We start from the raw sequence: 26,079 nt of genomic DNA on the forward strand, positions 1-26,079 counted from the left end.
GACCTTTTATATTTTGGTGCCCACGGAGGGACTCGAACCCCCACACCTTGCGGCACATGGACCTGAACCATGCGCGTCTACCAATTCCGCCACGTGGGCCTAAAACGTCTTCGTACAAAAGTACGTAGCGCTTAGAAGGGCTGAATAATACTGATATTGAATCTGGTGGTCAACAAAATAATGCGTAAAAACGAAACGTGATGAGAGTGGATTCGTTCGATGCGAATTTCATCGGGTCGCGATGAAATTTTCGAAATACGGAAAACCGAAAAGGGGAAGGTCACGCACAAATTAGCAGAGTGATTCCGTTCGAGATGAATATCTGCAAATGTGCGAAGAAAGGCGCTCTGATTTTGCGGCTTCAAAAACGCAAAAGGCTGGTTGATTTTCATCAACCAGCCTTTTATGTTTTTGGTGCCCACGGAGGGAGCTCGGTCACGTGCCGCGACCCCGTTTGGCCTTGCAAGGCCAAACTTTCGAGTCCCACCCGCAAGGCGCGCAGGCGCCTTGCTCGCGGTCGCCAAAAACGCAAAAGGCCGATTGATTTTCATCAATCGACCTTTTATGTTTTTGGTGCCCACGGAGGGACTCGAACCCCCACACCTTGCGGCACATGGACCTGAACCATGCGCGTCTACCAATTCCGCCACGTGGGCAATACCGCGAAAGAACGAGATTATAGCCCATTTTGAGAACTTGTCAATCACTTGGGCCGTTGCCGTCCATTTATTTTCAGGCGGCGCGTGCCGACAGGCCTATCCGGGCTGCGCGTTAGGTAAATACCGGGAACCTCCGTTACACTAGGGCATGTTGCACCCTGGGCCCATGCCCCGTAGTCGTATTCCAGCAGCTCGCCAGGCGAATCCGCTGTCGCGAAACTGATGAATAACAATTTACCTGATTACACTTTTGAGCCAATTTCCCTATACCATCCCCAGCCGCGAGGAAATTCTCGGCATCCTGCGCACCTCTTCGGGCGCACAAAACGCGATGACACTGGCTGCCGCGCTCAGCGTCAAGCCGGAAGAAATGGATGGCCTGACGCGACGCCTGAATGCGATGGAACGCGACGGTCAGATCAAGCCCGACCGCGCCGGCAACTACAAGCTGACGCATTCCCCCGATTTCATCGAAGGGCGGGTCAGCAGCCACCGCGACGGTTTTGGGTTCCTCTTGCCGGAAGACGGCAGCGCCGACATCTTCCTGCCCGAGAAAGAAATGCAGAAGGTCTTGCATGGCGACCGCGTCCAGGCCCGCATCATCGGCACCGATCGCCGCGGACGTCCGGAAGGCACCATCGTCGAAGTGGTGTCGCGCGCCAATACCCACGTGATCGGCCGCTTGCTCAACGAGAACGGCGTCTGGGTGGTGGCGCCAGAAGATAAACGTATCGGCCAGGACGTGATCCTCGCCGGTTCGCCGGGCAAGGCCAAGGCAGGGCAGGTGGTCAGCGTCGAGTTGACCGAGCAGCCTTCGCGTTACACGCAGCCGGTCGGCAAGATTGCAGAAATTCTCGGCGACATCGACGACCCGGGCATGGAAATCGAGATTGCCGTGCGCAAGTACGGCGTGCCGCATGAGTTTTCCGAAGCGGCCAAGAAGCTGGCGGCGAAGCTGCCGGGCGAAGTCAAACCGGCCGACCTGAATGACCGCGTCGATTTGCGCGACGTGCCGCTGGTCACCATCGACGGCGAAGACGCGCGCGACTTCGACGATGCGGTCTATTGCGAACCGATCAAGATCGGCCGCGCCAAGGGATATCGTCTGATCGTTGCGATCGCCGACGTCAGCCATTATGTGAAACCGAACGACGCGCTCGACGTGGATGCGCTGGAACGCAGCACCTCGGTGTATTTCCCGCGCCGCGTGATTCCGATGCTGCCGGAGAAATTGTCGAACGGTCTGTGCTCGCTCAACCCCGACGTCGATCGTCTGACGCTGGTGTGCGATGCCGTGATTACCGCCAAGGGCGAGATCAAGGCCTACCAGTTTTACCCGGCGGTGATTCACTCCGCTGCGCGTCTGACCTATACCGAAGTCGCCGCCGTTCTTGCCAACACGAAGGGCCCGGAAGCCGCCAAGCGCGCCGGCGTGGTGCCGCATCTGCTGCATCTGTATGAGGTCTTCCAGGCGCTGTTGCAAGCACGTCATGCACGCGGCGCCATCGACTTCGAAACGACCGAAACCTATATCGTCTGCAACGCCGTGGGCAAGATTGAAAAAATCCTGCCGCGCACCCGCAACGACGCGCACCGACTGATCGAGGAATGCATGCTGGCGGCCAACGTCTGTGCCGCCGATCTGTTGAAGCGGCACGAGCATCCCGGCCTGTATCGCGTCCATGCCGGACCGACCAAGGAGCGTCTCAATCAGCTGCGCACTTTCCTCAAGCAGATCGGCTTGAGCCTGGGCGGCGGCGACAGCCCGAGTGCTTCCGACTACGCCGAGCTGATGCCGAAGATCAAGTCGCGTCCGGATGCCTTGCTGATCCAGACCATGCTGCTGCGCTCCATGCAGCAAGCGGTGTACAGCCCGGAAAATATCGGTCACTTCGGTTTGTCGTATGAATCGTATGCCCACTTCACCAGCCCGATCCGCCGCTATCCGGATTTGCTGACGCATCGCGCCATCAAGGCGATCCTGCTGGGCAAGCGCTATGACCCGAAGGGCATCGACACCAGCGTGCTGAATACGATGTTGTCGCCCGCCGCGCGCAAAGCGCAGGCATTGGACCGCGCCAACGGCAAGAAGAAGCCGGAAAGCAGCGTCGCCATCTGGGAAGCGCTGGGCATCCACTGTTCCGCCAACGAACGGCGCGCCGATGAAGCATCGCGCGACGTCGAGGCATGGCTCAAGTGTTACTTCATCCGCGACAAACTGGGCGAAGAATTCACCGGCACGATCTCCGGTGTGGCGACCTTCGGCATCTTCGTGCAGCTCGATGCCTTGTATATCGAAGGCATGGTCCACGTCACCGAACTGGGTGCGGATTACTTCCAGTATGACGAAGCACGCCACGAATTGCGCGGCGAACGCACCGGCATCCGTTATCAGTTGACCGACCGCGTGACGGTGCAGGTCAGCAGGGTCGATCTGGATGCACGCAAGATCGATCTGCGTCTGGTGACCGAGCCGGGCATTCGTACGATTCTGAAGAACGAAGCGCGTCGCGCTGAAAATGCACAGCAGGCGCGCAGCAAGACCGGCGCCGCCGGTAAAGGCGGCGCGCCGGCGGCTCGCTCCGGCGGCACTGCCAAGGCAGCGCCGGCGCCTGCTGCAAAAACCGCCAAGGGGGCGAAAACACCCAAGGCGGCGAGCAAATCCGGCAAGGCTTTGCCGCGTGTGAAGGGCGGGATTGAGTCGGACCGCAAGCGTCCGGCCAAGGGTTTTTCCCGGCCAAGCAAGAAAAATCGCTAAAACCGAGGGCGTCGTGTTTTCTTGATGCGACGTCACGGCAGCAGCGTTAACCATGCGCCGAAGGAGGCTGAATCGCGAGATTCGGTCTTTTCGGCGCAGACTTATTTAGTGAAGCAGTATTTAGTGAAGAAGCAGGGCACATGAAAAGTAAAATGATTTTTGGCTTCCACGCCGTCACCTCGCGTATTCGTCACGAGGCGTCGTCGGTCGAGGAATTGTATGTCGATGCCGAGCGCAACGACGCGCGCATGCGCGATCTGCTGCACGCGGCCAAGGCCGCCGGCGTACGCATCATCCAGGCGGACGACCAGCGCCTGTCGAATATCGTCGGCACGCGCCGCCATCAGGGCGTCGTCGCCAAGGCCGGCGAGCTGTCGCTGGCGCGCAATCTGGACGAGCTGCTCGACGTCGTCGAAGGTCCGCCATTGCTGCTGATCCTCGACGGCATTACCGATCCGCACAACCTGGGCGCTTGCCTGCGGGTGGCCGACGGCGCCGGCGCACATGCGGTGATCGCGCCGAAGGACCGCGCGGTCGGCCTGAACGCGACAGCCGCCAAAGTCGCCAGCGGCGCGGCCGAAACCGTTCCCTACATCACCGTCACCAATCTGGCGCGCACCATGCGCGATCTCAAGGATCGCGGCGTCTGGCTGATCGGCATGGCCGATGATGCGGACAAGGATTTGTACGCAGGCGATTTCTCCGGCCCGACGGCGCTGGTCATGGGTTCGGAAGGCGAAGGCATGCGCCGCCTGACGCGCGAAACCTGCGATATTCTGGTCAGCATCCCCATGTTCGGATCGGTCGAAAGTCTTAACGTCTCCGTCGCTTCCGGCGTCTGTCTGTACGAAGCGCGACGGCAGCGTCTGCCCAAGTAATTCTGGGCCGCTCGCCGGGATCCCGGCGGGCAATTTCTCCTCGTGCGATCCCATTATTGACGTCAGGAAAGCCGGCGCGTTTTCGGCAAGCCTGACGGTAAACGATTAAGATTGCACATTCCGCATTGATACCGAAATTATGTTTACTCAACTTCGAGAAGATATTTCCAGCATCATTGAACGCGATCCTGCAGCGCGCAACGCCTGGGAAGTCTTGACCTGTTATCCCGGCCTGCACGCAGTGGTTTTGCACCGTATCGCGCATGGCTGCTGGACCAGCGGCTTGAAGTGGCTGGGGCGCTTCATCTCCCAGCTGGCGCGTTGGTTCACCGGGATCGAAATCCATCCCGGCGCCACCATCGGCAGGCGTGTTTTCATCGACCACGGCTTCGGCGTCGTGATCGGCGAGACGGCGGAAATCGGCGACGACTGCACGATCTATCAAGGCGTGACGCTGGGCGGTACGTCGCTCAACAAGGGCATCAAGCGTCACCCGACGCTGGGGCGCGGCGTGATCATCGGCGCCGGCGCGCAAGTGTTGGGCGGCTTTACGGTCGGTGATGGCGCCAAGGTCGGTTCCAATGCGGTGGTTGTCAAAGAAGTGCCTCCCGGCGCAACCGCCATCGGCAATCCGGCGCGCGTGGTGCAAAAGGCTCCGCAGGATCCTCGCGAACAAGCTGCCGCGCGCATGTTTGCCGCTTACGGCGTGACGCCGAACGGCGATGATCCTTTATCCAAGGCCTTGCACGGCCTGATCGATCAGGCCGCCGCGCAAGAGCATCAGATCGAGGTGATTCTTGCCGCGATCAAATCGGCCGGCATCGGTTGCGAGAAGTTGGCGGAGTTGGAGAAATTCGATGCTGCGCAGTTGAACAAGCTGGTGGAGTAAATAGAGTTGACACGGATCTAAAGCGAATAAAAAAGAGGAGCAAGTCTGCTCCTCTTTTTTTGCCTGCCGCATCCGGCACTGGGCGCGGAAATCTGATGGCGCTTCGTTACTTCAATTCATTACCGGCCGCATCGAAACGATGCAGTACGCCATCGGAAGTCAGGCTCATCCAGCCGCCACGCGCAGGTTCCACGTCGTACTCCCAATCCGGCAAGACGTAGCGCAGGCGGGTTTGCGAGCCCGATTCGTCGACATGCAGAGCAGGGCGGTGCGTGTGACCGTGAATCAGCGTCTGTGTGCCGGTCTGCTCGTACACCCCGCGTATGGCGTCGGCATTGACGTCCATGATCTCGGAGGATTTTTCCTTGTTGGCGTCCTTGCTGTTCTGGCGTACGCCTTCGATGATGGCCTTGCGCTGCGCCAGCGGCATGCCCAGAAACTGCTGCTGCCAGGCCGGTTGGCGCACCTGCGCGCGAAACGCCATGTAGGCCGTGTCGTCGGTGCATTGCGCATCGCCATGTGCCAGCGTGATGTCGCGGCCGGCGAGATGGATGACGTGCGGATCTTCAAGGATCGTCAATCCGGCGGCTTCGGCAAATGCATGGCCCACGAGAAAGTCGCGATTTCCGGCAATCCAGTAGACGGCGACGCCGCTGTCGCTGACGCGGCGCAGTGCATTGACGATGTCGCGGTTATAGGGCGTCTCGATATCGTCGTCGCCGGCCCAGTATTCGAAGATGTCGCCGAGCAGATAGAGCCGTTCGGCCCGGCTCGCATGCTGCTCCAGGAAATCATAAAACGCCTGCGTTGTGCGCGGCAGGCTGGCCTGCAAATGCAGGTCGGAAATAAAAAGCGCAACCGCTTGGGGTTGCGCTTCTTGTACAGATGAAGTGTTCGTCATCGGAGAAAGTCGGGTGCGTCGGTTCAGACGACTTCGGCTTTTTCGATCACGACGTCTTCAACCGGCACGTCGGCGAACATGCCGGAGCGGGTGGTCTTGACGGCCTTGATCTTGTCGACGATATCCATGCCTTCGACGACCTTGCCGAACACGCAGTAGCCCCAGCCGTCCTGGCCCGGGAAATCGAGGAAGCTGTTGTTCTTGACGTTGATGAAGAACTGCGCCGATGCCGAGTGCGGCGCCGAAGTGCGCGCCATGGCCAGCGTATACGGCTCATTCTTGAGGCCGTTCTTGGCTTCGTTTTCAACCGGGTCGTTGGTCGGCTTTTGTTTCATGCCAGGTTCGAAACCGCCGCCTTGCACCATGAAGCCATCGATCACGCGATGGAAGATGGTGCCGGCGTAGTGGCCGGAATTGACGTAGGCGAGGAAGTTTTCAACGGTCTTTGGCGCTTTTTCTGCGTCCAGTTCGACCTTGAAGTTGCCGTGGTTGGTGGTGAAGAGAACAGCCATGAGAATCCCTTTGTGTAAATAATGAAAATGAAATGCTAAAAACAGGCGTGAATGCAGACGCTTACTTGAGCTTATTTAAGTACCGTCGCCGACTGGATGATGACCGGCGTCACAGGCACGTCGTCAAACATGCCGCTGCTGCCGGTGCGCACTTGTTTGATCTTGTCGACCACGTCGCTGCCTTGCACCACCTTGCCGAATACTGCGTAACCCCAACCGTCACGGCTCGGATAATCGAGCGGACGATTGTTGGCGACGTTGATGAAGAACTGCGCGGCGGCAGATTGCGGGTCGGCGGTGCGCGCCATGGCGATAGTATACGCTTCGTTTTTCAAACCGTTCTTGGCTTCGTTCTTGATTGGCGCCTGCGTCGGCTTTTCGCGCATGTTCTGGTCGAAGCCGCCGCCCTGGATCATGAAACCGTTGATCACGCGATGGAAGATGGTGCCGTTGTACTGGCCGCTCTTGACGTACTTGATGAAGTTGGCGACGGTCACCGGCGCCTTGTCCGCGTCCAGTTCGAGCACGATGTCGCCCATGCTGGTCTTGAGCTGTACGCGCGGGGCGTCGGCGGCATGCGCCATCAGGGCGGCGCCGGACAAGGACAGGGCGGCGATGCATTGCAGCAACTTGCGGCGGGACGTCAGGGCTTGAATCATGTATTGCTTCCTTGCTAAGTGAATGTGGTTGAAACCGGCTTTGCATCCATACGCGGATCGCGCTTGTTCAGCGCGGAGCCTCGATGGCGATTGCCGTCCGGATGACGACGATCAGGCGGCGCCTTCGTAGACGATCTTCCATTGCGATCCCTCTTTTTGCCAATACTGGCGCTTGCGGATCGCATTCTTGTTCTTGCCGACGGAGGTTTCCTGGATGAAGGTGCTGACGATCATCTCGTCCTTGCCGGGATAGCGATACAGGCTCAGATCACGGACTTTGACGCTGGAAGGGCGCGCGCCGTTCAGGCTCTTCAACTGGCGGCCGAACCAGGTGCCGAGGCTTTCGCCGAGATTGGAACGGAACGCGGGCGAATAGTTGGCCAGTACCTTGTCGGCGTCGCTGGCTTCCATGTCTTGCTGCCACTGATCCATGAACTTGCCGGCGGAGCTGCGCTCCTTGTCCCATTCCGACTTGTTGACGAACTGGACGTTGTCGCTGATGACGACCACCGTCTTGCCGACTTCCGCCGTCGCGTACAGGCTTTGCAGATCCGGGTTGGCCAGCACCACGCAGCCGTCGGACGACAGCGGCGGACGGCTGAAATTGTCGGACGGCGTACCGTGCAGCCAGATGCCGGAACCGCTGCGGCCGTTGCGCTTGTCCCATTCGTTCGGATAGTTCAGCGGCAGGGCGCCGGTGCCGTAGAAATCGGGCAGCTTCGGACCGGGGATGCGGGCGTTGACGTAGTACACGCCGATCGGCGTGCGCTGGTCGCCTTCGCGCGACTTGTTGACGCCGTAGCGGCCCTGGGAAATGTAATAGTCGGTCATGAACTTGAGCTGACCGCCCTGGTTTTCATAGACGTACATGCGCGAGCGCGACGTGTCGACCACCAGCACGTTCTTCTGGTCGTCGCCGACCTGCAGGACCGGTTTGGGAATCAGGCTCGGGTTGGGACGCTCCTGCAGCGACCTGATGCGCACCATGGCTTCGGCGCGCAGGTCCTTGAGCTTGTCGGCAGGCGCATCTGCGATGGCGCCGAAACTCTTGACCGGGCGCGCGTGCATCATGAGCAAGTCGCCGCGGACCAGATGGCCCAGGCGGAAATGCGGATAGGCCGCGACCAGCGCGTCGGCTTTGGCTTGCGCTTCCTGCAGGCGATTGTTGCCGAGATCCTTGTAAACCTCGATCAGCAAGGCTTCAGGATCGGGCTTGCGCATCTCGGATTGCAAAGCCTGCGGCGGAATCGCCGAAGAGGAGGCAACGCTGCTCGCGACCGGCGTACACGCCAGGCAAGCCAGAATCAGTCGTGCCAGGACTGATGGCAAGGGCAACCCCTTGCCTTGATGTGCAGCGAAACGAACCATTACCCTCCCGAGCGCTCCTGTTTGATCAGCCACTTGTTGCCCTGTTTGACCAGGATCAGTGTCTTGCGGCTGTTAACTGTCAGACGGTTGGAATTATATATCTGACGGAAGCGGACGGTGGCGGTGTCGTTCTTGATTGTGACTTGAGGCACGTCGACCTTGACGCTGATGTGGCCCTTTTCCTCGATGCGGGCGCGCCGCTCGTCAGCCCATTCCTTGCGCGATTCGCCCTTGGGCGTCTGGAAATCGCCGGCGTAAGCCGCCAGGTAGGACTTCACGTCCATGTCGCTCCAGGCCTTTGCCCAGTTGTTGACGGCATTGAGGACCACTGCCTTGTCCTTGTCGGCGCGCGCGGTCTCGGCGGCTTTTTCGGCTTTCTCCGCGGCTTTTTCAGCCGCCTTGTCTGTCTTGGCCGGTTTTTCGATCTTGTCGACCGGCTTTTCAGCAGGTTTCTCTGCGGGTTTTTCAACCGGCTTCGGTTTTTCGGCCGGCGCAGGCGTCGGTTTTACCGGCGCGACGGGTTCAGGCTTCGGTTCCGGCTTGGGCTTGACTTCCGGAACAGGAGCAGGCGTCGGTGCGGTCGCCGCCGGCTGCTTGCTGCCGCTGGTGTTGGCGCTGGCCAGCTTGGGAATGGTGCCGCCGGTGATGTTGCCCGTCAGGGTGCGCACCAAGGCCAGTTTCGGCTGCTGCACGTTGCTGGCGGGGTCGATCTGCAAGGCCTTGTCGTACGCCTGGCTGGCCAGTTTGGCGTAGACGTCGCCGAGGTTTTCCAGCGCCGTGGCGTAGGTTGGATTGGTGCGGATCGCCATATCCAGCGTGGCGCGCGCCTTGTCGTATTGACCATTGGCGGCGTACAGCACGGCCAGGTTGTTGTACGGTTCAGGCAGGTCGGGAAAATCTTCGGTCAGTTTGCTGAAGATGGCGATTGCTTCAGCTGATTTGTTCTGTTCTGCTAAGATCAGGCCTTTGACGAAGCGCATCTGCGCGTCGCGCGGGTGCTTTGCCAGAACGGCGTCGGTTTTTGCCAGGGCTTCCGGATATTGTCCGGCGCGCATGAGTTTGCTGATGTCCGAGACTTCGCTTGCCTGCACCGAGTAGATTGCGGCGATCAGGCCGGATAGAATAACGGTCTTGCTCAAAATGCCACGCAATGCATTGCGATATGGGTGCGGAGATGCAAGAAGCATGGTTTTCATCAATGCTATACTCAAACGAAAAGACGCATTTTATCAAAGAAGCACTACAAAAAGGGTTTTGGCAATCGTGTTGTATTCATGTTGTATACCGCTATAAAAGAATAAGCGCGGGCGCATTGAACCGTGCTGGCGGATGGCGATCAGCGCCGTCCCATCAGCACGATGAAACACACTACGAATAAAGCCGGAACCGATATTTCCCATCCATGAGCAATCTGAAAATCTACAACACGCTGGCGCGTGATAAGCAGGTCTTTTCCCCTATCGAACCAGGTAAAGTCCGTCTTTACGTGTGCGGCATGACGGTCTACGACTATTGCCACCTGGGCCACGCGCGCGTGATGGTGGTGTTCGACATGGTGCAGCGCTGGCTGCGCGCGAGCGGCTTTGACGTCACCTATGTGCGCAACATCACCGATATCGACGACAAGATCATTCATCGCGCTATCGAAAATCGCGAAACCATCGGCCAGCTGACCCAGCGTTTCATCGACGCCATGGACGAAGATTCTGCCGCGCTCGGCGTGCAGAAACCGGATCATGAACCGCGCGCCACTGCTTATGTGCCGCAAATGCTGGATCTGATCAGGACGCTGCAAAACAATGGCCTTGCCTATCAGGGCAGCGACGGCGACGTGAACTATTCCGTGCGCGATTTCCCCGGCTATGGGAAATTGTCAGGTAAATCGCTGGATGATTTGCGCGCCGGCGAGCGCGTCGACGTCAACACCGGCAAGCGCGATCCGCTCGACTTCGTGCTCTGGAAAGCGGCCAAGGAAAGCGAGCCCGCCGAAGTGAAATGGGATTCGCCCTGGGGCAAGGGACGTCCCGGCTGGCATATCGAATGCTCAGCCATGGCCAACGATTTGCTGGGCGATCATTTTGACATCCATGGCGGCGGCCAGGACCTGCAATTCCCGCATCATGAGAACGAAATCGCCCAGTCGGAAGGCGCGCACCAGCACGGTTTCGTTAATTACTGGATGCACAATGGATTTGTGCGGGTCGATAATGAAAAAATGTCGAAATCGCTCGGCAATTTCTTTACCATTCGTGATGTGCTGAAAAAGTATGATCCTGAAGTGGTACGCTTTTTCATCCTGCGTGCGCATTATCGTAGCCCTCTGAATTATTCGGATGCGCATCTCGATGACGCGCGTCAGGCCTTGACGCGGTTTTACACGGCATTGAAAGACGTAGCGGTGGACGACGCTGTTGCAGTGGATTACGCCGAAGCGCACGCGCTGCGTTTCGCCGAGGCGATGAACGACGATTTCAATACGCCGGTCGCGATTGCGGTATTGTTCGATCTCGCCAATGAGATCAACAAAACCAAGTCGCCGGCGCAGGCGCGACAGCTGAAAGCATTGGCAGGCGTGATCGGACTGTTGCAGCGTCCGGCCGACGATTTCCTGAAAGCCCGTGTCGGCAGCGACGCCGACGGACTTTCCGAAGCAGATATCGAAGCAAGGATCGCGGCGCGCGTCGCCGCCAAAAAAGCTAAGAATTTCGCCGAAGCAGACGGCATCCGTGCCGAACTCGCTGCCGCAGGCGTGATTCTCGAAGACAAACCAGGCGGTCTGACCGAATGGCGACGAGGCTGACAAGAATGATAAAAAACAATCCGGCTGATCCGGCGATCAGCGTACCGGCGTATTGGGAGGACGCCAAGGCCGAGCTGATGAAGCGTGATCGCATCATGCGCAAGCTGATCCCGCAGTTCGGGGATTTGCAGCTGACCGGTCGCGGCGATGCGTTTACCACGCTGGCGCGTTCCATCATCGGTCAACAGATTTCCACCAAGACCGCACAGGTGGTGTGGCAGCGTTTCCTGGAAGAATGCCCCAAGTGCACGCCCTTGCAGGTCCTCAAGGCCGGCCCGGAGAATCTTGTCGCCTGCGGCCTGTCCAAACGCAAGGCGGAGTACATCCTCGACCTCGCCAATCACTTCAAGGCCAAGACCGTCCATCCCGACAAATGGGCGGAGATGGAAGACGAAGACGTCATTGCCGAGATGCTGCAGATCCGCGGCCTGGGCCGCTGGACAGCCGAGATGTTTTTGATATTTAATCTGCTGCGACCGAATGTCCTGCCTCTGGATGATCCGGGCTTGCTCAAGGGCATCAGCAACAGTTATTTTTCCGGCGAACCGGTGTCGCGCAGCGATGCGCGCGAAGTCGCCGCCAATTGGGAGCCGTGGCGCACCGTCGCCACCTGGTATCTGTGGCGCAGCCTGGATTCCACCGCCTCCTGAGGAACGCAGCGACGCCGTGATCGCATGTTGACGATGCGGCAACGCGAATAGGGCAGCGGGGCTGTTATACTCCCGCCTGTTCATGAAAATGAGTAAAGGAATACGATGAGCAAGTCGACAACGACATTTCTGGGTTTCGAGCAGGCAATCGCCGAGCTTGACGCCAAAATCGAGGAGTTGCGCTTTGTGCAAGACGACTCGGCAGTCGATATCTCGGAAGAGATCGAGCGCCTGGTCAAGAAGAGCCAGCAACTGACCAAAGATATCTACGCCAAGCTGACCCCGTGGCAAGTGTCGCAGATCGCACGTCATCCGCAACGTCCTTACACCATGGACTACGTGAATGAAATCTTTACCGACTTCCACGAGTTGCACGGCGATCGCACTTATGCCGACGACTTGTCGATCGTCGGCGGTCTGGCGCGTTTCAACGGCCAGGCTTGCATGGTGATCGGTCACCAAAAGGGACGCGATACCAAAGAACGCGCCATGCGCAACTTCGGCATGCCGAAACCGGAAGGCTATCGCAAGGCCATGCGCCTGATGAAAGTCGCCGAAAAATTCAATTTGCCTATCTTTACCTTCGTCGACACGCCGGGCGCATTCCCCGGCATCGATGCGGAAGAGCGCGGCCAGTCCGAAGCGATCGGCCACAACCTTTACGTCATGGCCGAACTGAAAGTGCCGCTGATCGCGACCATCATCGGTGAAGGCGGTTCCGGCGGCGCGCTGGCGATTGCCGTCGGCGACTCGGTCCTGATGTTGCAATACGCGACGTATTCGGTGATCTCGCCGGAAGGCTGCGCATCGATCCTGTGGAAGACCGCCGACCGCGCATCCGACGCCGCCGAAGCGCTTGGCCTGACCGCGCATCGTCTGAAGGCCATGGGCTTGATCGACAAGATCGTCAACGAACCGCTGGGCGGCGCGCATCGCGATCCGAAGCAAATGGCATCGCTGCTCAAGCGCGCGCTGGCAGACACGCTGCGCCAGTTCCAGGGCGTCAAGACCAAGGAACTGCTGGCTGCTCGCCACGAAAAGTTGATGAGCTACGGCAAGTTCAAGGAATTGAACGCACAAGAGTAAGCCGGCACAGCAAGAGCACGGCAACAATCCGCATGGCGGCATAAACTCTGGTTTGTGCCGCCATTGCAGTTTTTAAGCCGACAGGATTGATTTGCGACGCATTGCTTGCGCCTGCAAATCGGTCCCCGGTTCAGTTTGCAGGAAAGTCCGACATGTCTGCCACCTCCGGCGCCAAGTTCACCCTTCAGCAAGAATTGACGCAAGCATTGCAGGCGCTGGCTTCCGCCGGTCGCGACGCCGCTGCGTTCGCTACCTCATTTCCCGCCATCGCTGTCGCCTACAGCGGCGGGCTGGACTCGTCCGTGCTTTTGCATCTTGCCGCCGCATTCGCGCGCGAGCAGGGCGTGCGTCTGTTTGCTTTTCACATTCATCACGGCATCAGCGTCAATGCCGACACCTGGCAGGCGCATTGCCGTCAGCAATGCGAACAGGTCGGCGCCGTTTTCGACACGCGCAACATCGCGCTCAAGGACTTCGACAAGAGCGGCGTCGAAGAAGCGGCGCGCATTGGTCGCTATCATGCGCTCGGCGAGCTGTGCCGCGAGCATGGCATCGCCTTGCTGCTGACCGCGCACCATCAGGACGATCAGGCCGAAACCATCCTGCTGCAACTTCTGCGCGGGTCCGGCGTGGCGGGGATGTCGGGCATGGATCAGGCCAATGCCGCGGCGAACCTGCTCGGCAACGATCAGTTGTTGCTGGCGCGGCCGCTGCTCAACGCATCGCGTGCGACACTGGAACACTATGCCGCGGCGCAGTCGCTGTCGTTCGTTGACGACGAGTCGAACAACGACACGCGCTATGTCCGCAATGCACTGCGGCACCGGATCATGCCGGCGCTGGCTGAACTGTTTCCCGGTTTTCAGGAGCGTTTCACGCGCTCCGCCAGTCATGCGCAATCGGCGCAACGTCTGCTGGTGACGCTCGCACGACAGGATCTGGCGGCGTGTCTGGATGGCGAATACCTGAGCGTGCCGGCCTTGCGCAAGCTCGATATTGACCGCATCGACAATCTCTTGCGGCACTGGTTTGCATTGCGCAACCTGCGCATGCCGTCGTCGGCATGGCTGCTGGAATTGCGCACGCAATTGCTGGAAGCGAAAACCGACGCGCAGTTGTGCGTCACCCATCCTGATTGCCATATCCGGCGTTATCGCGAGCGCGTTTTCTTGACGCCGCGTCGGCCGGCTTTCGACGAACACACCGAGCCGCTGGAATTTGTCTGGCGTGGCGAGGAGAGATTGCATTTCCCTCAATTCGCCGGCAGTCTGTTTTTCGATGCCGAGGAAGTTGGATTCAACGCGGCGTGGTTGCGCGGGCAACATTTGTCGGTGCGTTTACGCAGCGGCGGTGAGCGCGTGAAGCTGGCGTGGAATCGACCGACCAAGAGCGTCAAGTATCACTATCAGGCGATGGATATCCCGGCGTGGGAGCGTCCGTACTTACCGATGGTGTTTGCCGGTGAGCAGATTTTGTATGCGGCGGGCATCGGCATGGATTGCCATGCACAGCGAGAAACGATAGCCGGAGACAGTGCTACCCAGGATGCGCGCATTGCCCTGCGATGGCAGGCGGATCTGAGCTGATATCGCAGCGTCGGATGCGCGCAGCAAGCAGGCGCAGACAACTGCAGACGACAAAACGGCTTGCCATGTTCAGTGGCAAGCCGTTTTGTTTTTACTCCCTGAGCTTTTACTTCCCGGCATGCATGCCGTGATGGTTTTTACCCTGGCTTACTTGGTCTTGGCAGGTGCAGCATCAGTTGCTGGCTTGGCGACCGGTGCTTCTGCAGCCTTTTCCTTCTTGGCAGAAGGCTTCACTTTCTTGTGCTTGGCAGCATGTTCCGCCTTCGGCGCAGCTGTTGCCGCTGCAGGCGCCGTAGTCGCGGCCGGTGTTGCCGGGGCCGCAGGTGCGCCGGTTTGGGCAAACACTGGCAGGGCCAAGGCGGAGAGCAGAGTCGCAACGATGATGGATGTCGATTTCATGGTGGTTTTCCTTTAATAAGTTTCTTGGTTCTGGCTGTTACTTCAGCTCATGCGTGTTTGATTGAGCCTGCTTGCGCTTATCTGTGCTTACTTGGTCTTGGCTGGAGCGGCTTCGGTTGTTGACGTTGTCGCTGGCTTTGCGGCTGTCGTTTCAGCGGCCTTGGCTTTCTTTGCAGTGTGCTTTGCCTTGGTGTGCTTGGCAGTTGCCTTCGGTGTTGCAGTTGTCTTTGGTGTTGCAGTTGCGGTTGCAGGAGCGGTCGCTGCTGGAGCGGCGGCTGGTGCAGCCGGTGCACCGGTCTGAGCGAACACTGGGAGTGTCAGAGCGGAGAACAGAGCAGCAACGATGATGGATTTCGAGTTCATGGCAATTTTCCTTAAAGAGAAGTTTTTCAGTCTCGGCGTTTGCTTTGCTGCGCCTTACTTCCATTAACGAACCTGCCACCGAAGCGACGACGTCAAAGTGTTTCAAAAGATGTCATATTTGTAAGCGTCTGTTGCCGACGGTTTTCTGACATTGGCATGTCACGAAAACGGCCAGCCATGGGAACCGAACAAGCCGACCAGGCCGATGACGATCAGGTAGATGGCGATGATGAAGTTCAGCAGGCGCGGCATCACCAGGATGAGGATGCCGGCGATCAGTGCAACCAGCGGGCCGAAGGAAAGATGGATGTTCATGTCGTACTCCTTGTTAATTGATTTTTAAACGGAACAACGATATCCGTCTGATGGCAATCCGGCCGCGGAGTTCAGGCGATGCATGTGTTGAGCGCATTCTCTGCACAATCCTTATAATGCTGGTCTGATTATTTGCTGAAAGCAGGGAATGGCTTTTCAAACGTGGTTTGCATTTTTTCTGGCGGCTTGCCTGATTGCCATCTCTCCCGGTTCGGGTGCCGTCTTGTCAATGAGTCACGGGTTGAATTACGGCGTGCGCCGGACCAGCGCCACGATACTCGGCCTGGAAATCGCGCTGGTATTGATTCTGGTCATTGCCGGCGCCGGCGTCGGTTCACTGCTGGTGGCGTCGGAAGCGGCCTTCAATGCCATCAAGTTCCTCGGGGCGGCTTACCTGATTTATCTCGGCTGGTCGCAATGGCGTGCGCCCGTGCATATCGATGAAAAGCAAACGGTTCGCCCTGTGGTGGCGACGGCTTGGTGGCAACGCGCCATGACAGGTTTCCTGACCAATGCGACGAATCCGAAAGGTATCGTTTTCATGGTCGCGGTGTTGCCGCAGTTCATCAACCACGAACAGCCGCTGTGGCTGCAATTGTTCCTGATGGCGGTCACCATGGTGGCGGTGGATCTGGTGGTGATGCATGGCTATGCCTTTGCGGCGAGCCGCATGCAGCGCTTCTTCCGCAATGCGAATGCGGTCAAGGTGCAGAACCGCTTTTTCGGCGGCGTGCTGATGCTGGTCGGTGCCGGTTTGTTCTTCTTCAAGCGCAGCCAGCCCTGATTGCGATAAGGTTCCGGCAATAAAAAAGCCCGTATGAGACATTGTCTGATACGGGCTTTTTGCTGGGAGCCCGGACGGCGGGCCCGGGTTCTGCCGAAATGCTTGCTGAAGTACTACCGGCGTATTACTTGTCTTTCTTCAGGCATTCTTTCATGAAGGCTTTGCGGTCGTCGCCCTTCTTGCCGGTCGCGTCCTTGTTGCAGGTCTTCATTTTTTCTTGCTGTGTCGCCGGCGCGGCAGGCGCAGCAGGTTTGTTGGACAAACAATCTTTCATGAAGGCCTTGCGTTCATCGCCTTTTTTGCCGGCGGCGTCCTTGTTACAGGAGGTCATCTTGTTCTGTTGGGTCGTCTGCGCCATGGCTGCAGGGCTGAGCAGGAAGACGGGAGCGACGATGGTGACGGCGGCGATGGCGGCGAGCAGCTTTTTCATGGGTTTCTCCAGTAGGGGATAACGTGGTTGGCGCGATTCTGATACCGTGTTCCGCGCTTCGAGGCATTACAGCATGAAACGTATTGCCTGCCAATGAACGTTTGCCAAACCGCCTGCGTTGACATCGCTAGCGCGGGCAGCTGACGTCGCCTTCCGGACAGGACGACAGCACTTTGAGTTCTTTGGTGCGTTCCTGGGTTTTTTGGGTCAGGCAGGATTGCAGCGCCATGCCGTGCGCCGAGCCGCCCGTGGTGCTGGAGCTGGCATACTTGCAGGAAAGATCGCGATACTTGATCCAGGCCAGCTGGACGTCGCGGATCTGGTTCTGCTGGGATTTATTGAGGCGGTTGCGGTAATCGATGTAGGTCTGGTTCAGTTCGGCATCGGCTTTGTTGAGCGCCTGCGTGCTGCACTGATCCATATCGCTTTGCGTCTCGGCCCCGGTTTTGTCGCAGTCGAGTGCGTGGGCAGCGATGCTCAGTGTCGACAGCGATAACAGGGCGGCAAGACGCCATAGGGATAAATTCATTTGTTTCCTCAACTTTGACTGGTAACGAGTGTCTACCCGGTGGGCGACATTGGCAAGTGGTCTCTGGAGTGCCGATGTTACGGCCGGGCCGGAACGCCTCCGCGAGACGGCAGGTTCTTAGAAGGTCCGCACGGCATTGAGTTCAATCGAAGATGGAGTACAGGAATGGCTATCAACTGGATCGCAGCACTGAAACTGATACCGTGGTCGGACGTCGTGCAGGCGACGCCGGCGGTGGTGCAAGGGGCGAAGGATTTATGGTCGCGCACGAAAAAATCAATGGCCAAAGCCGTCAGCAGCGAGGACGCAAATCCGATCGAGGCCGGCAGTCTCGCGCATCTCGCACAACGCATGGCGCAGTTGGAGTCCGAACAGCTGGAAGCCTCCGCGCTGATCAATTCGCTGGCGGAACAGAACGCCCGGCTGGTCGCTGCGGTGGACAATCTGCGCACGCGGATGCAGATGCTGTGCGCCGTGTGCGTGCTGCTGGCGCTGGGCGTCGTCGCCTTGTGGTTGCGATGAGTGTGCCGGATGAGATCGCCGATCTGCAGCCGGCATCGCATCCCTCAGCAAGGATTTGCCAACGGTATTACCATAACCGGGCATTGTTGCGCGCATCGACATCGCAATCATCGTCATCACGTTTTTTCATCCTCGGCAGCAGACAACAGAGGCAGCGGTAAAAGCAGCGCTGCCGTGTTTTGCATTTCCTTCACCGGTCTCCCGAACAGAAAGGATTCATCATGTTGACATCCCTTGGCTATGCGGCAAAAACCGCAGAGTCCGCTCTCGCGCCTTACCAGTTCGAACGCCGCGATCCCGGCGCGCACGACGTGCAGATCGAGATCATGTATTGCGGCGTCTGCCATTCCGACCTGCACACCGCCCGCAACGAGTGGCGCAACACTGTCTACCCGGTCGTGCCCGGCCATGAAATCATCGGCCGCATCACCAAAGTCGGTTCCCGCGTCAAGCAGTTCAAGGAAGGGCAAGTGGTCGGCGTCGGCTGCCTGGTCGACTCCTGCCAAACCTGCGCCAGCTGCGCCGAAGGTTTGGAGCAGTATTGCGAGAACGGTTTCACCGGCACCTACAACGGCGCAGAAAAACACATCGGCGGCGTGACCTATGGCGGTTATTCCAACAATATCGTGGTCAGCGAAAAATTCGTGCTGCATGTTTCCGACAAACTCGATCCTGCGGCAGCGGCTCCTTTGCTGTGCGCCGGCATCACCACCTATTCGCCGCTGCGTCACTGGAAGGTCGGCAAGGGCCAGAAGGTGGGGATCGTCGGTCTCGGCGGCCTCGGCCATATGGGCGTCAAGATCGCCCACGCGATGGGCGCACACGTGGTGCTCTTCACCACTTCCCCGGGCAAGGCGGCCGATGCGCTTCAGCTGGGCGCTGATGAAGTCGTGATCTCCAAAGATCCGGACCAGATGGCGCAGCATCTGAACAGCTTCGATTTCATCCTCAACACCGTGGCGGCGCCGCATGACCTGGACGCCTTCATGGTGCTGCTCAAGCGCGACGGCACCATGACGCTGGTCGGCGTGCCCGAGTTGCCGCATCCGTCGCCGTCGGTCGGCAACCTGATCTTCAAGCGCCGCCACCTGGCCGGCTCCCTGATCGGCGGCATCAGGGAAACGCAGGAGATGCTCGACTTTTGCGCCAAGCATGGCATCACGTCCGACATCGAGATGATCAGGATCCAGGACATCAACACCGCCTATGAGCGCATGCTCAGAAGCGACGTCAAGTATCGCTTCGTGATCGACATGGCTTCGCTGGCGGCTTGACGGGTTTGCGTTTCAATTAAACAGGAGAGCGCTGCCGTGTTGCGGCATGCGCTATCCTGTCTGCCAATCCGTTTTATTCATTTTGTTCTTTTATTGCGTTCCTTCGTTGCGCTTCTTCATTGCGCTTCTTCATTGTTTTACCAGCCAGGACCTGCATGTTTTCTCTATCGTTGCGTATGACGCGTCGTGACTGGCGCGCCGGTGAGCTGCGTTTTCTCCTGATCGCACTGATCGTCGCCGTCGCGGCTTTGTCGTCGGTCGGTTTTTTTGTCGATCGCATGCGCGCGGGACTGGTCCGCGATGCGCATCAGTTACTGGGCGCCGATTTATTGGTTGGCGCCGATCAGCCTTTGCGTCCTGACTGGCAGGACAAGGCGGCGCAGTCCAATCTGCGCATGGCGCAGACTGTCGTTTTCCCCAGCATGGCCATTGCGGGCGAGGGCGATACGGCACGCTCCATCCTGTCGTCGATCAAAGCAGTGTCGGATGCCTATCCCTTGCGTGGGCAACTCAAACTTGCCGATGCGACAGGCGGTGTGGATCACGTCGCCGACGGCGTGCCGCCGGCAGGAAGCGTCTGGGTCGATCCGAACATCCTCTCAGCCCTGCAAGTCAAGGTGGGCGACACGCTCAAACTGGGCGACAAATCATTTCGCATCGCGGCGGCTATTGCTGTGGAGCCTGACCGCGGCAGCGCCTTCGTCAACTTTGCGCCGCGCGTGATGCTGGCCATGCCGGACCTGGCGGCAACCGGTCTGGTGCAATACGGCTCGCGCGTCACCTACCGCTTGTTGTTGTCCGGTGCGCCGGCGCAAGTACAGGCATACCAGCAATGGCTGCAAAAGGCCATCGACGACGGCAACATCAAAGGCGTGCGTATCGAATCGCTGGAATCCGGCCGGCCCGAAATGCGCGCCACGCTCGATCGCGCCGAACAATTCCTGTCGCTGGTGGGCTTGCTGTCGGCCTTGCTGGCGGCGGTCGCCGTAGCGATGGCGGCGCGCCGCTTCATGCTGCGCCACCTGGATGCCTGCGCCATGCTGCGTTGTTTCGGCATGACGCAAAACCAGGTAACGCTGATGTACTTGCAAGAGTTCATCCTGGTCGGTCTGGTCGGCAGCGTACTGGGCGTGATGCTCGGCTTTGCCGCACATTTTGTCTTGCTGGAATGGCTGGGACGTTTCATGCCGACGGCCTTGCCGCCCGCCAGCTGGTGGCCGGCGGTGCAGGGCGTCGCCATTGGTTTGCTGTTGCTGGTGGGCTTCGCCTTGCCGCCGCTCTTGCAATTGCGCAATGTGCCGCACAACCGCGTCATCCGGCGCGAGTCGTCGGCGCCCCAAGCCATGAGCATCGCAACCTACGTCCTGGGTGTGGTCGTCTTCACGGGCTTGTTGCTATGGCAAGCGGGCGACGTCAAGCTGGGCGCCATGACGGCGGCAGGTTTCCTCGGCGGCTTTGCCTTGTTCGCGCTGATCGCCTGGGCTTGCCTCAAGAGCGTGCAGTCTCTGCGCGGTTTGTTCGACAGCCAGAGCTGGCGCTTCGCCATTGACGGCTTGCAGCGCCGTCCGGGCGCCACCACGATGCAGATCGTCGCACTGGGGTTGGGCCTGATGGCGCTGCTGCTGCTCACGGTGATCCGCGGCGACCTGATCGGCGCCTGGCGCCAGTCGACGCCGGCGGATGCGCCCAATCGCTTCGTGATCAATATCCAGCCCGATCAGAAAGACCTCGTCGAACAAAAACTGGTGCAGGAAGGATTGCAGAAAGTGCAACTGTACCCGATGATCCGCGGCCGCCTGGTGCAGATCAACGGCAAGCCGGTGACCAACGATACGTATCAGGAGGATCGCGCCAAGCGTCTGGTGGACCGTGAGTTCAACTTGTCCACCATGCGCGACGTGCCGGCGCAAAACACGATAGTCGGCGGCAAATGGTATGACGACAGCAAGCCGGAAGCCTCGGTGGAGGAAGGCCTGGCCAAGACGCTCAAGCTGAAGCTGGGCGACCGGTTGCAGTTCGATATCGCCGGCCAGTTGGCGACCGTGCCGATCACCAGCATTCGCAAACTGGAGTGGGGCTCGCTGCGCGTCAATTTCTTCGTGATCATCAATCCGGCGGCGATGAAAGACATGCCGCAGACCTGGATTACCGCGGTGCATTTTCCCGACGCCAAGGCCGGTCTCGGCAATGTGCTCACGCGCGATTATCCCAATCTGACGGTGGTCGATATCGGCAGCGTGCTCAAGCAGATTCAGGACATCGTCGATCAGGTGATTGCCGCAGTGGAATTCCTGTTCCTGTTCACGCTGACGGCCGGCGTACTGGTCTTGTATGCCGCTTTGGTCGGCACGCAGGATGAGCGGGTGCGCGAGGCCGGCTTGCTGCGGGCGCTGGGAGCAACGCGCAAGGAGCTGGCCCGGGCGCAGCGCATCGAGGTCATGTTGATCGGCAGCGTGGCCGGTTTGCTGGCTTCCAGCGGCGCCGCCGGCATCGGCTGGGCGCTGGCGCATTATGTGTTCGACTTCGAATGGCGTTTCAGCCCGTGGCTGTGGATTGCCGGCGGCGCGATCGGGATTGCTTGCGCCGTGTTTGGCGGCTGGGCCGGATTGCGTAGCGTTCTGGCAAGACCGCCGCTTCATACCTTGCGCGAAGCATAGAACGCATCTCACGATTATTCATGGGATGCGTTCTAAATATCCGGCCGCAAAGACCGGGCTGAACGGGCGGCCTGACGGCAGCTGCGCTATCATCTCGGTCTATGCAAATCGAAGACCCAAATCAACCGACTGTCTACGACATGATCGGCGGCGCGGACAAGCTGCGCGAAATGGTGGATCGCTTTTACGATCTGATGGACCTCGAGCCGGAGTTCGCCGGCCTCCGTGCGCTGCACCCGCCCACGCTGGAAGGTTCGCGCGACAAAACCTACTGGTTCTTGTCCGGCTGGAGCGGCGGCCCCAATCTGTATATCGAGCGTTTCGGCCATCCTTTCCTGCGCGCGCGCCATCTGCCGTTCGCGATCGGCATTTCCGAACGCGACCAATGGCTGCGCTGCATGGCCTGGGCGATGGAAGACGTCGGCCTCGACGAAGCTTTGCGCACCAGGTTGATGGAAGCCTTCTTCCAGACGGCCGACTGGATGATGAACCAAAAATCCTGAGTTGAGTAAGTCAACCGTTGATGTTCGGTGAGGAAATGGCTCCTGCACAGCCATTTCAGGAACATCTGCATGGATACTGTTGATTTGTTCGCCGAATTGCCCCTCTCCAATTGATCCGCCTCACGCCGTCCTGCGAAAGCTGCGACGCGATCGTACGACCCCCTCATACCCCAATGCCCAGCCCTACGGAGTTGCTTCAAGGCACGGCGCCGCTTGCGTGATTTGGCTGCCCCGCGGTCTTTAACCATGCGGAAAGCCTGGTCCGGAGCGCTGGGAGGAGGCCTGTCTGCATGGATTGGCTCAAGTCATCTCAATCTCAATCATTTTTTATGGAGCAATCTTTTCGATTGCTGCCACTCATGCAACAAGAACGTAACAAGAACGCAACAAAAGACCTGTCGCCGCTGCATTGCCTCGGATACGGCAATGCAGCGCCGTGAACAGAACAAACAAGGGAGTCAATAAATGGATGTCATCACTTTTCTGGGAATGCCTGCCGTACTGAGCACACTGATCGTACTGCTGGCGTTCCTGTTCGCCTGCGTCTTCGGGATGTGGTTCGGCATGTTCCTGTCCACCTATGCGCCCGAGCTGGTCAAGGGGGAGCAGGGGGGCAACGAGTCGGATGTCAAAGTATTGGAACACTGACATAGCGGCCAGGGCGTACCCGACGCCCCTGTCCGGAACCCACGGGAAATCCTGACCATCTATAACAATCCTGACAATGGGAGAACGCCATGGATAGTGAAGCGCAACGCATTGCCGAATTCCTGAACCAGCCGGTGAAAATCTGGATGGTGGTCGGAGCGTGTCTTTTCATGCGCTTGCTCAGGATGATGCGGCGACATTCCAGAGAGCAGGCCTATCAGCGGCAAGTCATCAGTGGCTTCATCAAACGGTCGCGGACCTCTTCCGAAGAGCGGGCCAAGAAATTGCTCAGCGACCACAAGCCGTCGGGACGCAGGAATGCGGACATGAAATAGCGTTTTTCATTCTCCCAGCGTTGCATTGGCAAGAGATGCAACCAAGAAATACTCCCATCAAGGGGACGAGGCTGTTGAACACAGCACTCGTTTTTTGATTGACTGTTGATCTGTCGGAAGTCACTTGCATGGTTGTCACTGGCGCGTTACTGCAGGTCGCCGGAACAGTTTGTGGCAGAGTTTTGGAAAACGCTCCGGATTGACTCCCGGAGCGTTTCGGTACAACTCGGTCGATTAAATCATCACATTGTGGAATGTGCGACCGATGGAGTCTGTAGCAACCGTCGCGTCAGGGAATGACCGACCGAGGGGATCTGCACCAGTGTTGGTCGGCTCCAGACTCGACGAGTCATTGCTGAACACCGATGACGAATCGGAAGCTTCCTCGCGCGAGTACTTGTTCTTCAGCAGCCATGATTGGAAGGCGCTGAAGTACAAGGCCATGCTCTTGAGCTGCTTCTCGTCCAGGCCGCTTTGCTCCATGCCTTCCTTGCTGCACAACGGGATGATGAAATCCACGGCGGGGCGACCGGTTTTGGCCACGGCGGCGGTAATGTTGGTGGGAGAAAATTCCAATGGACCGGTACGGCTGCTTTCCGAGGCCGGCTCTTTTTTCAGCAGCAGAGGGACGGTCTGGATGGCTTTCTGAATTTTCGGGCCATAGCTGCCGCCGGTGTAAAACGGCGTCTTGGGATTCTGGAAGATGGTAAAGCGCAAGTCGTAGTTTTCGCCTTCCGCGGTACGTGCCAGTTCCAGCAGCGGCACCACTTCGAAAGGATAGCCGGCGCCCTTGCCGAAGTTCTTTTCCAGTTGTTTCAGGTTTTGCTCGAAGCGATCCAGGAATTCTGCCTTGCTCTCGCCGTCGCGCACGCCGATGATGCCTTTGGCCTGGCCGGTGCCGTTCGGTTTGAACAAGGGACGGATATCGAAACCCAACGCCTTGAAGTCGTCATATGCCCTCGCCACGCCATCGAGGCCCTCGTTTTCTTCGATGCCCCGGAAGAAGGTGGAGTAGTGGGCAAAGCGATCCAGCTCGGACAGTCCTTCGATATAGCCCTTGTCGTCCTGGGAGGTGTAGTGAAAGGCCTTGTCCAGTCCCATGACATCGTATTCAAAGCCGCGTGCCTGGGCGATGTTCGGCAGAGCTTTGGCTTCCTCGCTCTGCGCGAACTCTGCGCGCGCCAGTGCTGCGGAGAATTTGTTGACGCCTTCGTCGACCGTGCTGTTGATCAGCGCCAGCTTGCGGAAATCCAGCTTCTCGCCTTGCGTCATGTTCAGGTTTTCGATGGCGCGGTCATTGACAATGCCATTGATGGCGCGCCCGAACAGGAAGGCGCGGCCGTCCCGGATGTCGGCGCATTCAGCCAGGTCGCGGCTATAGCCGAGCAGCACCAGCGGTTGGCCGTCGAATTGCTTCATCGTTTCGCTGGCTCTGGCGTGTGCGGCTGCGCGTGCTTCGGCAAAGGCGGCAGGGTCGTCTTGGTGCTGGGCCTTGGCGGCATCGACTTCAGCGTGAAAGGCGGTGATGACCTCATCCAGCGAGGAGGGGAGGCATGGGTGCGCGTCGGTGCCGAACTCCCTGGCGCAAATATCGGCAATGTGTGCTTTTTCCCAGATCATTTTGCTATTGCTGTTCGGCGGGTAGCTGCCATTGCTTCGTTCTGCGCCTTCGCGTCCCGAGTTGGCGACGATCATCAGCGGCGATTCGCCGTTTTGATCGCACTCGCGCTTGATGTCGGCGGCGACCTGGCGATAGGTCTCCATGACCACGCCGAACTGCCTGGGCGGCATGGTGCCGATGCCGCCGAAGCCGGTGCCGTTGATTTCCGGGCATGTATAAAGCATTTTTTTCTGGTCGCCGTGGCGCACCCAGTACGCCATGACGTCGGGCGGCAGCACCACGCAATCGTTGGAACGCGTGGTCGATGGCAATGCCACTTGCGATGCGATCTGGATATCGATGGCCAGTTGCTGATCCTGCCTGCGGCCGGTGCCGCTCATGTCGTCGGGTTTGCCGAACAGACCCTCCAGGCGCGTCAGGCTTTCCTGGCGCATGGTGTAGTCGTGGTGATGGAGCGGCGCAGTCCTGGCTGTCAGGTCGGGGTGGCTGGAGCCGCGTGTGCGCAGCAGGGCGTCGCCGCTGACTTGAGCGGCTGTCGGCGTGGTGATGTTCTGCGCGGTTTCCGTGTTGCCGGCAGGGGTGGTGGTTGTGTGGGCGTCGATCGCGCTATGCGGATCAAAACTGCCGGATGAAACGTGTGCCATGGATAACTCCTTTATGATTTTTAGAATAGGAATTCCACAAATAAGAAGAACGGTCGCTGCGCCGATGCGCAGTTGGTCTGGTTCGGACTTCATGTCGTTGGGCGGAACGCAGGCCAACGCTGTCAGTATTTTGGGAATTCTGTCGGTGAAGGAAGGGCGCGGCGGCATATCGGATGAATGCTCTGCGTCGCGCTGCCCGCTTCACTGTTTATATGTCGTCCTGCGCATAAGGGTTCGACACGCTCCATAGAATCTTTCCGCGCTTGCGCAGGCGATTTCCGCATGTTCCTGCGTGCATCCGACCATGAC

Annotated in this window: 28 protein-coding genes and 2 tRNA genes; 15 read left to right on the plus strand and 15 right to left on the minus strand. The window is 58.9% G+C overall.

The features are described 5' to 3' along the window. Window positions 1-14: 14 nt before the first annotated feature. The 3 genes from PMI16_RS05640 to PMI16_RS05645 form a co-directional block, all read right to left on the minus strand. A tRNA-Leu gene (locus tag PMI16_RS05640) sits at window positions 15-99 on the minus strand. A 32-nt stretch (window positions 100-131) separates the two neighbouring features. Next, window positions 132-581, minus strand: a complete 450-nt coding sequence (locus tag PMI16_RS25745) for a hypothetical protein (protein WP_157212535.1) — start codon at window positions 579-581, stop codon at window positions 132-134. After that, window positions 572-656 (minus strand) — tRNA-Leu (locus tag PMI16_RS05645). The genes PMI16_RS25745 and PMI16_RS05645 overlap by 10 nt, the downstream gene beginning before the upstream one ends. A 253-nt stretch (window positions 657-909) precedes the next feature. Between PMI16_RS05645 and rnr the strand changes: the two genes are divergently transcribed. The 3 genes from rnr to cysE all read left to right on the plus strand — a co-directional run bounded on the left by rnr (window position 910) and on the right by cysE (window position 5,184). Beyond that, window positions 910-3,417 (plus strand): ribonuclease R, encoded by a 2,508-nt coding sequence (rnr, locus tag PMI16_RS05650; RefSeq protein WP_007877311.1) that lies wholly within the window; start codon window positions 910-912, stop codon window positions 3,415-3,417. Window positions 3,418-3,557: 140 nt separating this feature from the next. Further along, a complete protein-coding gene (gene rlmB, locus PMI16_RS05655; RefSeq protein ID WP_007877313.1) occupies window positions 3,558-4,295 on the plus strand; it encodes a 23S rRNA (guanosine(2251)-2'-O)-methyltransferase RlmB in 738 nt (245 codons plus the stop codon). A gap of 139 nt (window positions 4,296-4,434) precedes the next feature. Beyond that, window positions 4,435-5,184, plus strand: a complete 750-nt coding sequence (gene cysE, locus PMI16_RS05660; protein WP_007877315.1) for a serine O-acetyltransferase — start codon at window positions 4,435-4,437, stop codon at window positions 5,182-5,184. A 106-nt stretch (window positions 5,185-5,290) separates the two neighbouring features. Here the strand turns inward: cysE and PMI16_RS05665 are convergent, their stop codons facing one another. The 6 genes from PMI16_RS05665 to PMI16_RS25750 all read right to left on the minus strand — a co-directional run bounded on the left by PMI16_RS05665 (window position 5,291) and on the right by PMI16_RS25750 (window position 10,024). Continuing rightward, entirely contained in the window at window positions 5,291-6,085 is a 795-nt protein-coding gene (locus tag PMI16_RS05665; RefSeq protein WP_007877317.1) for a UDP-2,3-diacylglucosamine diphosphatase, read from the minus strand. Between the two features lie 23 nt (window positions 6,086-6,108). Continuing rightward, window positions 6,109-6,597 (minus strand): peptidylprolyl isomerase, encoded by a 489-nt coding sequence (locus PMI16_RS05670; RefSeq protein ID WP_007877325.1) that lies wholly within the window; start codon window positions 6,595-6,597, stop codon window positions 6,109-6,111. Between the two features lie 71 nt (window positions 6,598-6,668). After that, window positions 6,669-7,256: a peptidylprolyl isomerase gene (locus tag PMI16_RS05675; protein WP_007877327.1), complete on the minus strand. Its 588-nt coding sequence runs from the start codon at window positions 7,254-7,256 to the stop codon at window positions 6,669-6,671. Between the two features lie 111 nt (window positions 7,257-7,367). Continuing rightward, the gene (locus PMI16_RS05680) at window positions 7,368-8,624 is read right to left on the minus strand and encodes a L,D-transpeptidase family protein (RefSeq protein ID WP_007877329.1); all 1,257 of its coding nucleotides are present in this window, start codon (window positions 8,622-8,624) and stop codon (window positions 7,368-7,370) included. After that, the gene (locus PMI16_RS05685) at window positions 8,624-9,820 is read right to left on the minus strand and encodes a L,D-transpeptidase Cds6 family protein (RefSeq protein WP_007877331.1); all 1,197 of its coding nucleotides are present in this window, start codon (window positions 9,818-9,820) and stop codon (window positions 8,624-8,626) included. Before PMI16_RS05685 ends, PMI16_RS05680 begins: the two co-directional genes overlap by 1 nt. Window positions 9,821-9,853: 33 nt before the next feature. Beyond that, a complete protein-coding gene (locus PMI16_RS25750) occupies window positions 9,854-10,024 on the minus strand; it encodes a hypothetical protein (protein WP_157212536.1) in 171 nt (56 codons plus the stop codon). A gap of 2 nt (window positions 10,025-10,026) precedes the next feature. Here PMI16_RS25750 and cysS point away from each other — a divergent pair, with 2 nt between their 5' ends. The 4 genes from cysS to tilS all read left to right on the plus strand — a co-directional run bounded on the left by cysS (window position 10,027) and on the right by tilS (window position 14,746). Continuing rightward, a complete protein-coding gene (cysS, locus tag PMI16_RS05690; protein ID WP_007877333.1) occupies window positions 10,027-11,424 on the plus strand; it encodes a cysteine--tRNA ligase in 1,398 nt (465 codons plus the stop codon). 5 nt (window positions 11,425-11,429) lie between these two features. Then, window positions 11,430-12,074, plus strand: coding sequence for a DNA-3-methyladenine glycosylase family protein (locus PMI16_RS05695; protein ID WP_007877336.1), 645 nt, complete (start codon window positions 11,430-11,432; stop codon window positions 12,072-12,074). A gap of 105 nt (window positions 12,075-12,179) precedes the next feature. Then, window positions 12,180-13,160: an acetyl-CoA carboxylase carboxyltransferase subunit alpha gene (locus PMI16_RS05700; RefSeq protein WP_007877338.1), complete on the plus strand. Its 981-nt coding sequence runs from the start codon at window positions 12,180-12,182 to the stop codon at window positions 13,158-13,160. Between the two features lie 152 nt (window positions 13,161-13,312). Continuing rightward, window positions 13,313-14,746 (plus strand): tRNA lysidine(34) synthetase TilS, encoded by a 1,434-nt coding sequence (gene tilS, locus PMI16_RS05705; protein ID WP_007877340.1) that lies wholly within the window; start codon window positions 13,313-13,315, stop codon window positions 14,744-14,746. 147 nt (window positions 14,747-14,893) lie between these two features. On the opposite strand, the gene PMI16_RS05710 is transcribed toward tilS, so the two are convergent. The 3 genes from PMI16_RS05710 to PMI16_RS25200 form a co-directional block, all read right to left on the minus strand. Further along, window positions 14,894-15,145, minus strand: coding sequence for a hypothetical protein (locus tag PMI16_RS05710; protein WP_007877341.1), 252 nt, complete (start codon window positions 15,143-15,145; stop codon window positions 14,894-14,896). A gap of 87 nt (window positions 15,146-15,232) precedes the next feature. Further along, on the minus strand, window positions 15,233-15,508 hold the full coding sequence (locus PMI16_RS25195) for a hypothetical protein (RefSeq protein WP_081493369.1): 276 nt from the start codon (window positions 15,506-15,508) through the stop codon (window positions 15,233-15,235). A 159-nt stretch (window positions 15,509-15,667) separates the two neighbouring features. After that, the gene (locus PMI16_RS25200) at window positions 15,668-15,823 is read right to left on the minus strand and encodes a DUF3096 domain-containing protein (RefSeq protein ID WP_007877342.1); all 156 of its coding nucleotides are present in this window, start codon (window positions 15,821-15,823) and stop codon (window positions 15,668-15,670) included. Window positions 15,824-15,971: 148 nt separating this feature from the next. On the opposite strand from PMI16_RS25200, the gene PMI16_RS05715 reads away from it, so the two are divergent. Beyond that, complete coding sequence (locus tag PMI16_RS05715; RefSeq protein WP_007877343.1) at window positions 15,972-16,607, plus strand: LysE family transporter; 636 nt, start codon at window positions 15,972-15,974, stop codon at window positions 16,605-16,607. A 124-nt stretch (window positions 16,608-16,731) separates the two neighbouring features. Here PMI16_RS05715 and PMI16_RS05720 read toward each other — a convergent pair whose 3' ends face one another. Next, complete coding sequence (locus tag PMI16_RS05720; RefSeq protein ID WP_007877344.1) at window positions 16,732-17,037, minus strand: PsiF family protein; 306 nt, start codon at window positions 17,035-17,037, stop codon at window positions 16,732-16,734. 127 nt (window positions 17,038-17,164) lie between these two features. Continuing rightward, window positions 17,165-17,566 carry a lysozyme inhibitor LprI family protein gene (locus PMI16_RS05725; protein ID WP_007877347.1) on the minus strand — a complete coding sequence of 134 codons (402 nt, stop codon included), beginning with the start codon at window positions 17,564-17,566 and terminating at the stop codon, window positions 17,165-17,167. Between the two features lie 165 nt (window positions 17,567-17,731). On the opposite strand from PMI16_RS05725, the gene PMI16_RS05730 reads away from it, so the two are divergent. The 7 genes from PMI16_RS05730 (at window position 17,732) to PMI16_RS05755 (ending at window position 23,505) form a co-directional block, all read left to right on the plus strand. After that, entirely contained in the window at window positions 17,732-18,088 is a 357-nt protein-coding gene (locus PMI16_RS05730) for a hypothetical protein (protein WP_007877349.1), read from the plus strand. 221 nt (window positions 18,089-18,309) lie between these two features. After that, the gene (locus tag PMI16_RS05735; protein ID WP_007877351.1) at window positions 18,310-19,362 is read left to right on the plus strand and encodes an NAD(P)-dependent alcohol dehydrogenase; all 1,053 of its coding nucleotides are present in this window, start codon (window positions 18,310-18,312) and stop codon (window positions 19,360-19,362) included. A 155-nt stretch (window positions 19,363-19,517) separates the two neighbouring features. Next, window positions 19,518-22,019: an ABC transporter permease gene (locus PMI16_RS05740; protein ID WP_007877353.1), complete on the plus strand. Its 2,502-nt coding sequence runs from the start codon at window positions 19,518-19,520 to the stop codon at window positions 22,017-22,019. A gap of 101 nt (window positions 22,020-22,120) precedes the next feature. Further along, on the plus strand, window positions 22,121-22,522 hold the full coding sequence (locus PMI16_RS05745; protein WP_034379354.1) for a group II truncated hemoglobin: 402 nt from the start codon (window positions 22,121-22,123) through the stop codon (window positions 22,520-22,522). A gap of 290 nt (window positions 22,523-22,812) precedes the next feature. After that, window positions 22,813-22,962, plus strand: a complete 150-nt coding sequence (locus tag PMI16_RS25755) for a hypothetical protein (protein WP_157212537.1) — start codon at window positions 22,813-22,815, stop codon at window positions 22,960-22,962. A 25-nt stretch (window positions 22,963-22,987) separates the two neighbouring features. Next, complete coding sequence (locus PMI16_RS05750) at window positions 22,988-23,170, plus strand: hypothetical protein (RefSeq protein ID WP_007877357.1); 183 nt, start codon at window positions 22,988-22,990, stop codon at window positions 23,168-23,170. 89 nt (window positions 23,171-23,259) lie between these two features. Further along, on the plus strand, window positions 23,260-23,505 hold the full coding sequence (locus PMI16_RS05755; protein ID WP_007877359.1) for a hypothetical protein: 246 nt from the start codon (window positions 23,260-23,262) through the stop codon (window positions 23,503-23,505). A gap of 234 nt (window positions 23,506-23,739) precedes the next feature. Here PMI16_RS05755 and PMI16_RS05760 read toward each other — a convergent pair whose 3' ends face one another. After that, window positions 23,740-25,770: a hypothetical protein gene (locus tag PMI16_RS05760; protein ID WP_007877360.1), complete on the minus strand. Its 2,031-nt coding sequence runs from the start codon at window positions 25,768-25,770 to the stop codon at window positions 23,740-23,742. Between the last annotated feature and the right edge of the window lie 309 nt (window positions 25,771-26,079).

The sequence above is a fragment of the Herbaspirillum sp. CF444 genome (genome assembly GCF_000282135.1).
Taxonomy (GTDB): domain Bacteria; phylum Pseudomonadota; class Gammaproteobacteria; order Burkholderiales; family Burkholderiaceae_D; genus Herbaspirillum.

Excerpts from the sequence above, each read along its gene's own strand:
- PMI16_RS05680 (WP_007877329.1), bottom strand. The coding sequence starts at position 8,624 with ATGGTTCGTTTCGCTGCACATCAAGGCAAGGGGTTGCCCTTGCCATCA.
- PMI16_RS05700 (WP_007877338.1), top strand. The coding sequence starts at position 12,180 with ATGAGCAAGTCGACAACGACATTTCTGGGTTTCGAGCAGGCAATCGCC.
- PMI16_RS05715 (WP_007877343.1), top strand. The coding sequence starts at position 15,972 with ATGGCTTTTCAAACGTGGTTTGCATTTTTTCTGGCGGCTTGCCTGATT.
- PMI16_RS05710 (WP_007877341.1), bottom strand. The coding sequence starts at position 15,145 with ATGAAATCGACATCCATCATCGTTGCGACTCTGCTCTCCGCCTTGGCC.
- PMI16_RS05755 (WP_007877359.1), top strand. The coding sequence starts at position 23,260 with ATGGATAGTGAAGCGCAACGCATTGCCGAATTCCTGAACCAGCCGGTG.
- PMI16_RS25195 (WP_081493369.1), bottom strand. The coding sequence starts at position 15,508 with ATGAACTCGAAATCCATCATCGTTGCTGCTCTGTTCTCCGCTCTGACA.
- PMI16_RS05735 (WP_007877351.1), top strand. The coding sequence starts at position 18,310 with ATGTTGACATCCCTTGGCTATGCGGCAAAAACCGCAGAGTCCGCTCTC.
- PMI16_RS05720 (WP_007877344.1), bottom strand. The coding sequence starts at position 17,037 with ATGAAAAAGCTGCTCGCCGCCATCGCCGCCGTCACCATCGTCGCTCCC.
- PMI16_RS05750 (WP_007877357.1), top strand. The coding sequence starts at position 22,988 with ATGGATGTCATCACTTTTCTGGGAATGCCTGCCGTACTGAGCACACTG.
- PMI16_RS05675 (WP_007877327.1), bottom strand. The coding sequence starts at position 7,256 with ATGATTCAAGCCCTGACGTCCCGCCGCAAGTTGCTGCAATGCATCGCC.
- PMI16_RS05670 (WP_007877325.1), bottom strand. The coding sequence starts at position 6,597 with ATGGCTGTTCTCTTCACCACCAACCACGGCAACTTCAAGGTCGAACTG.
- PMI16_RS05685 (WP_007877331.1), bottom strand. The coding sequence starts at position 9,820 with ATGAAAACCATGCTTCTTGCATCTCCGCACCCATATCGCAATGCATTG.
- PMI16_RS05730 (WP_007877349.1), top strand. The coding sequence starts at position 17,732 with ATGGCTATCAACTGGATCGCAGCACTGAAACTGATACCGTGGTCGGAC.
- PMI16_RS05695 (WP_007877336.1), top strand. The coding sequence starts at position 11,430 with ATGATAAAAAACAATCCGGCTGATCCGGCGATCAGCGTACCGGCGTAT.
- tilS (WP_007877340.1), top strand. The coding sequence starts at position 13,313 with ATGTCTGCCACCTCCGGCGCCAAGTTCACCCTTCAGCAAGAATTGACG.
- PMI16_RS25755 (WP_157212537.1), top strand. The coding sequence starts at position 22,813 with ATGGATTGGCTCAAGTCATCTCAATCTCAATCATTTTTTATGGAGCAA.
- PMI16_RS25750 (WP_157212536.1), bottom strand. The coding sequence starts at position 10,024 with ATGGGAAATATCGGTTCCGGCTTTATTCGTAGTGTGTTTCATCGTGCT.
- cysE (WP_007877315.1), top strand. The coding sequence starts at position 4,435 with ATGTTTACTCAACTTCGAGAAGATATTTCCAGCATCATTGAACGCGAT.
- PMI16_RS05745 (WP_034379354.1), top strand. The coding sequence starts at position 22,121 with ATGCAAATCGAAGACCCAAATCAACCGACTGTCTACGACATGATCGGC.
- rlmB (WP_007877313.1), top strand. The coding sequence starts at position 3,558 with ATGAAAAGTAAAATGATTTTTGGCTTCCACGCCGTCACCTCGCGTATT.
- PMI16_RS05665 (WP_007877317.1), bottom strand. The coding sequence starts at position 6,085 with ATGACGAACACTTCATCTGTACAAGAAGCGCAACCCCAAGCGGTTGCG.
- PMI16_RS05740 (WP_007877353.1), top strand. The coding sequence starts at position 19,518 with ATGTTTTCTCTATCGTTGCGTATGACGCGTCGTGACTGGCGCGCCGGT.
- PMI16_RS25200 (WP_007877342.1), bottom strand. The coding sequence starts at position 15,823 with ATGAACATCCATCTTTCCTTCGGCCCGCTGGTTGCACTGATCGCCGGC.
- PMI16_RS05760 (WP_007877360.1), bottom strand. The coding sequence starts at position 25,770 with ATGGCACACGTTTCATCCGGCAGTTTTGATCCGCATAGCGCGATCGAC.
- PMI16_RS05725 (WP_007877347.1), bottom strand. The coding sequence starts at position 17,566 with ATGAATTTATCCCTATGGCGTCTTGCCGCCCTGTTATCGCTGTCGACA.
- cysS (WP_007877333.1), top strand. The coding sequence starts at position 10,027 with ATGAGCAATCTGAAAATCTACAACACGCTGGCGCGTGATAAGCAGGTC.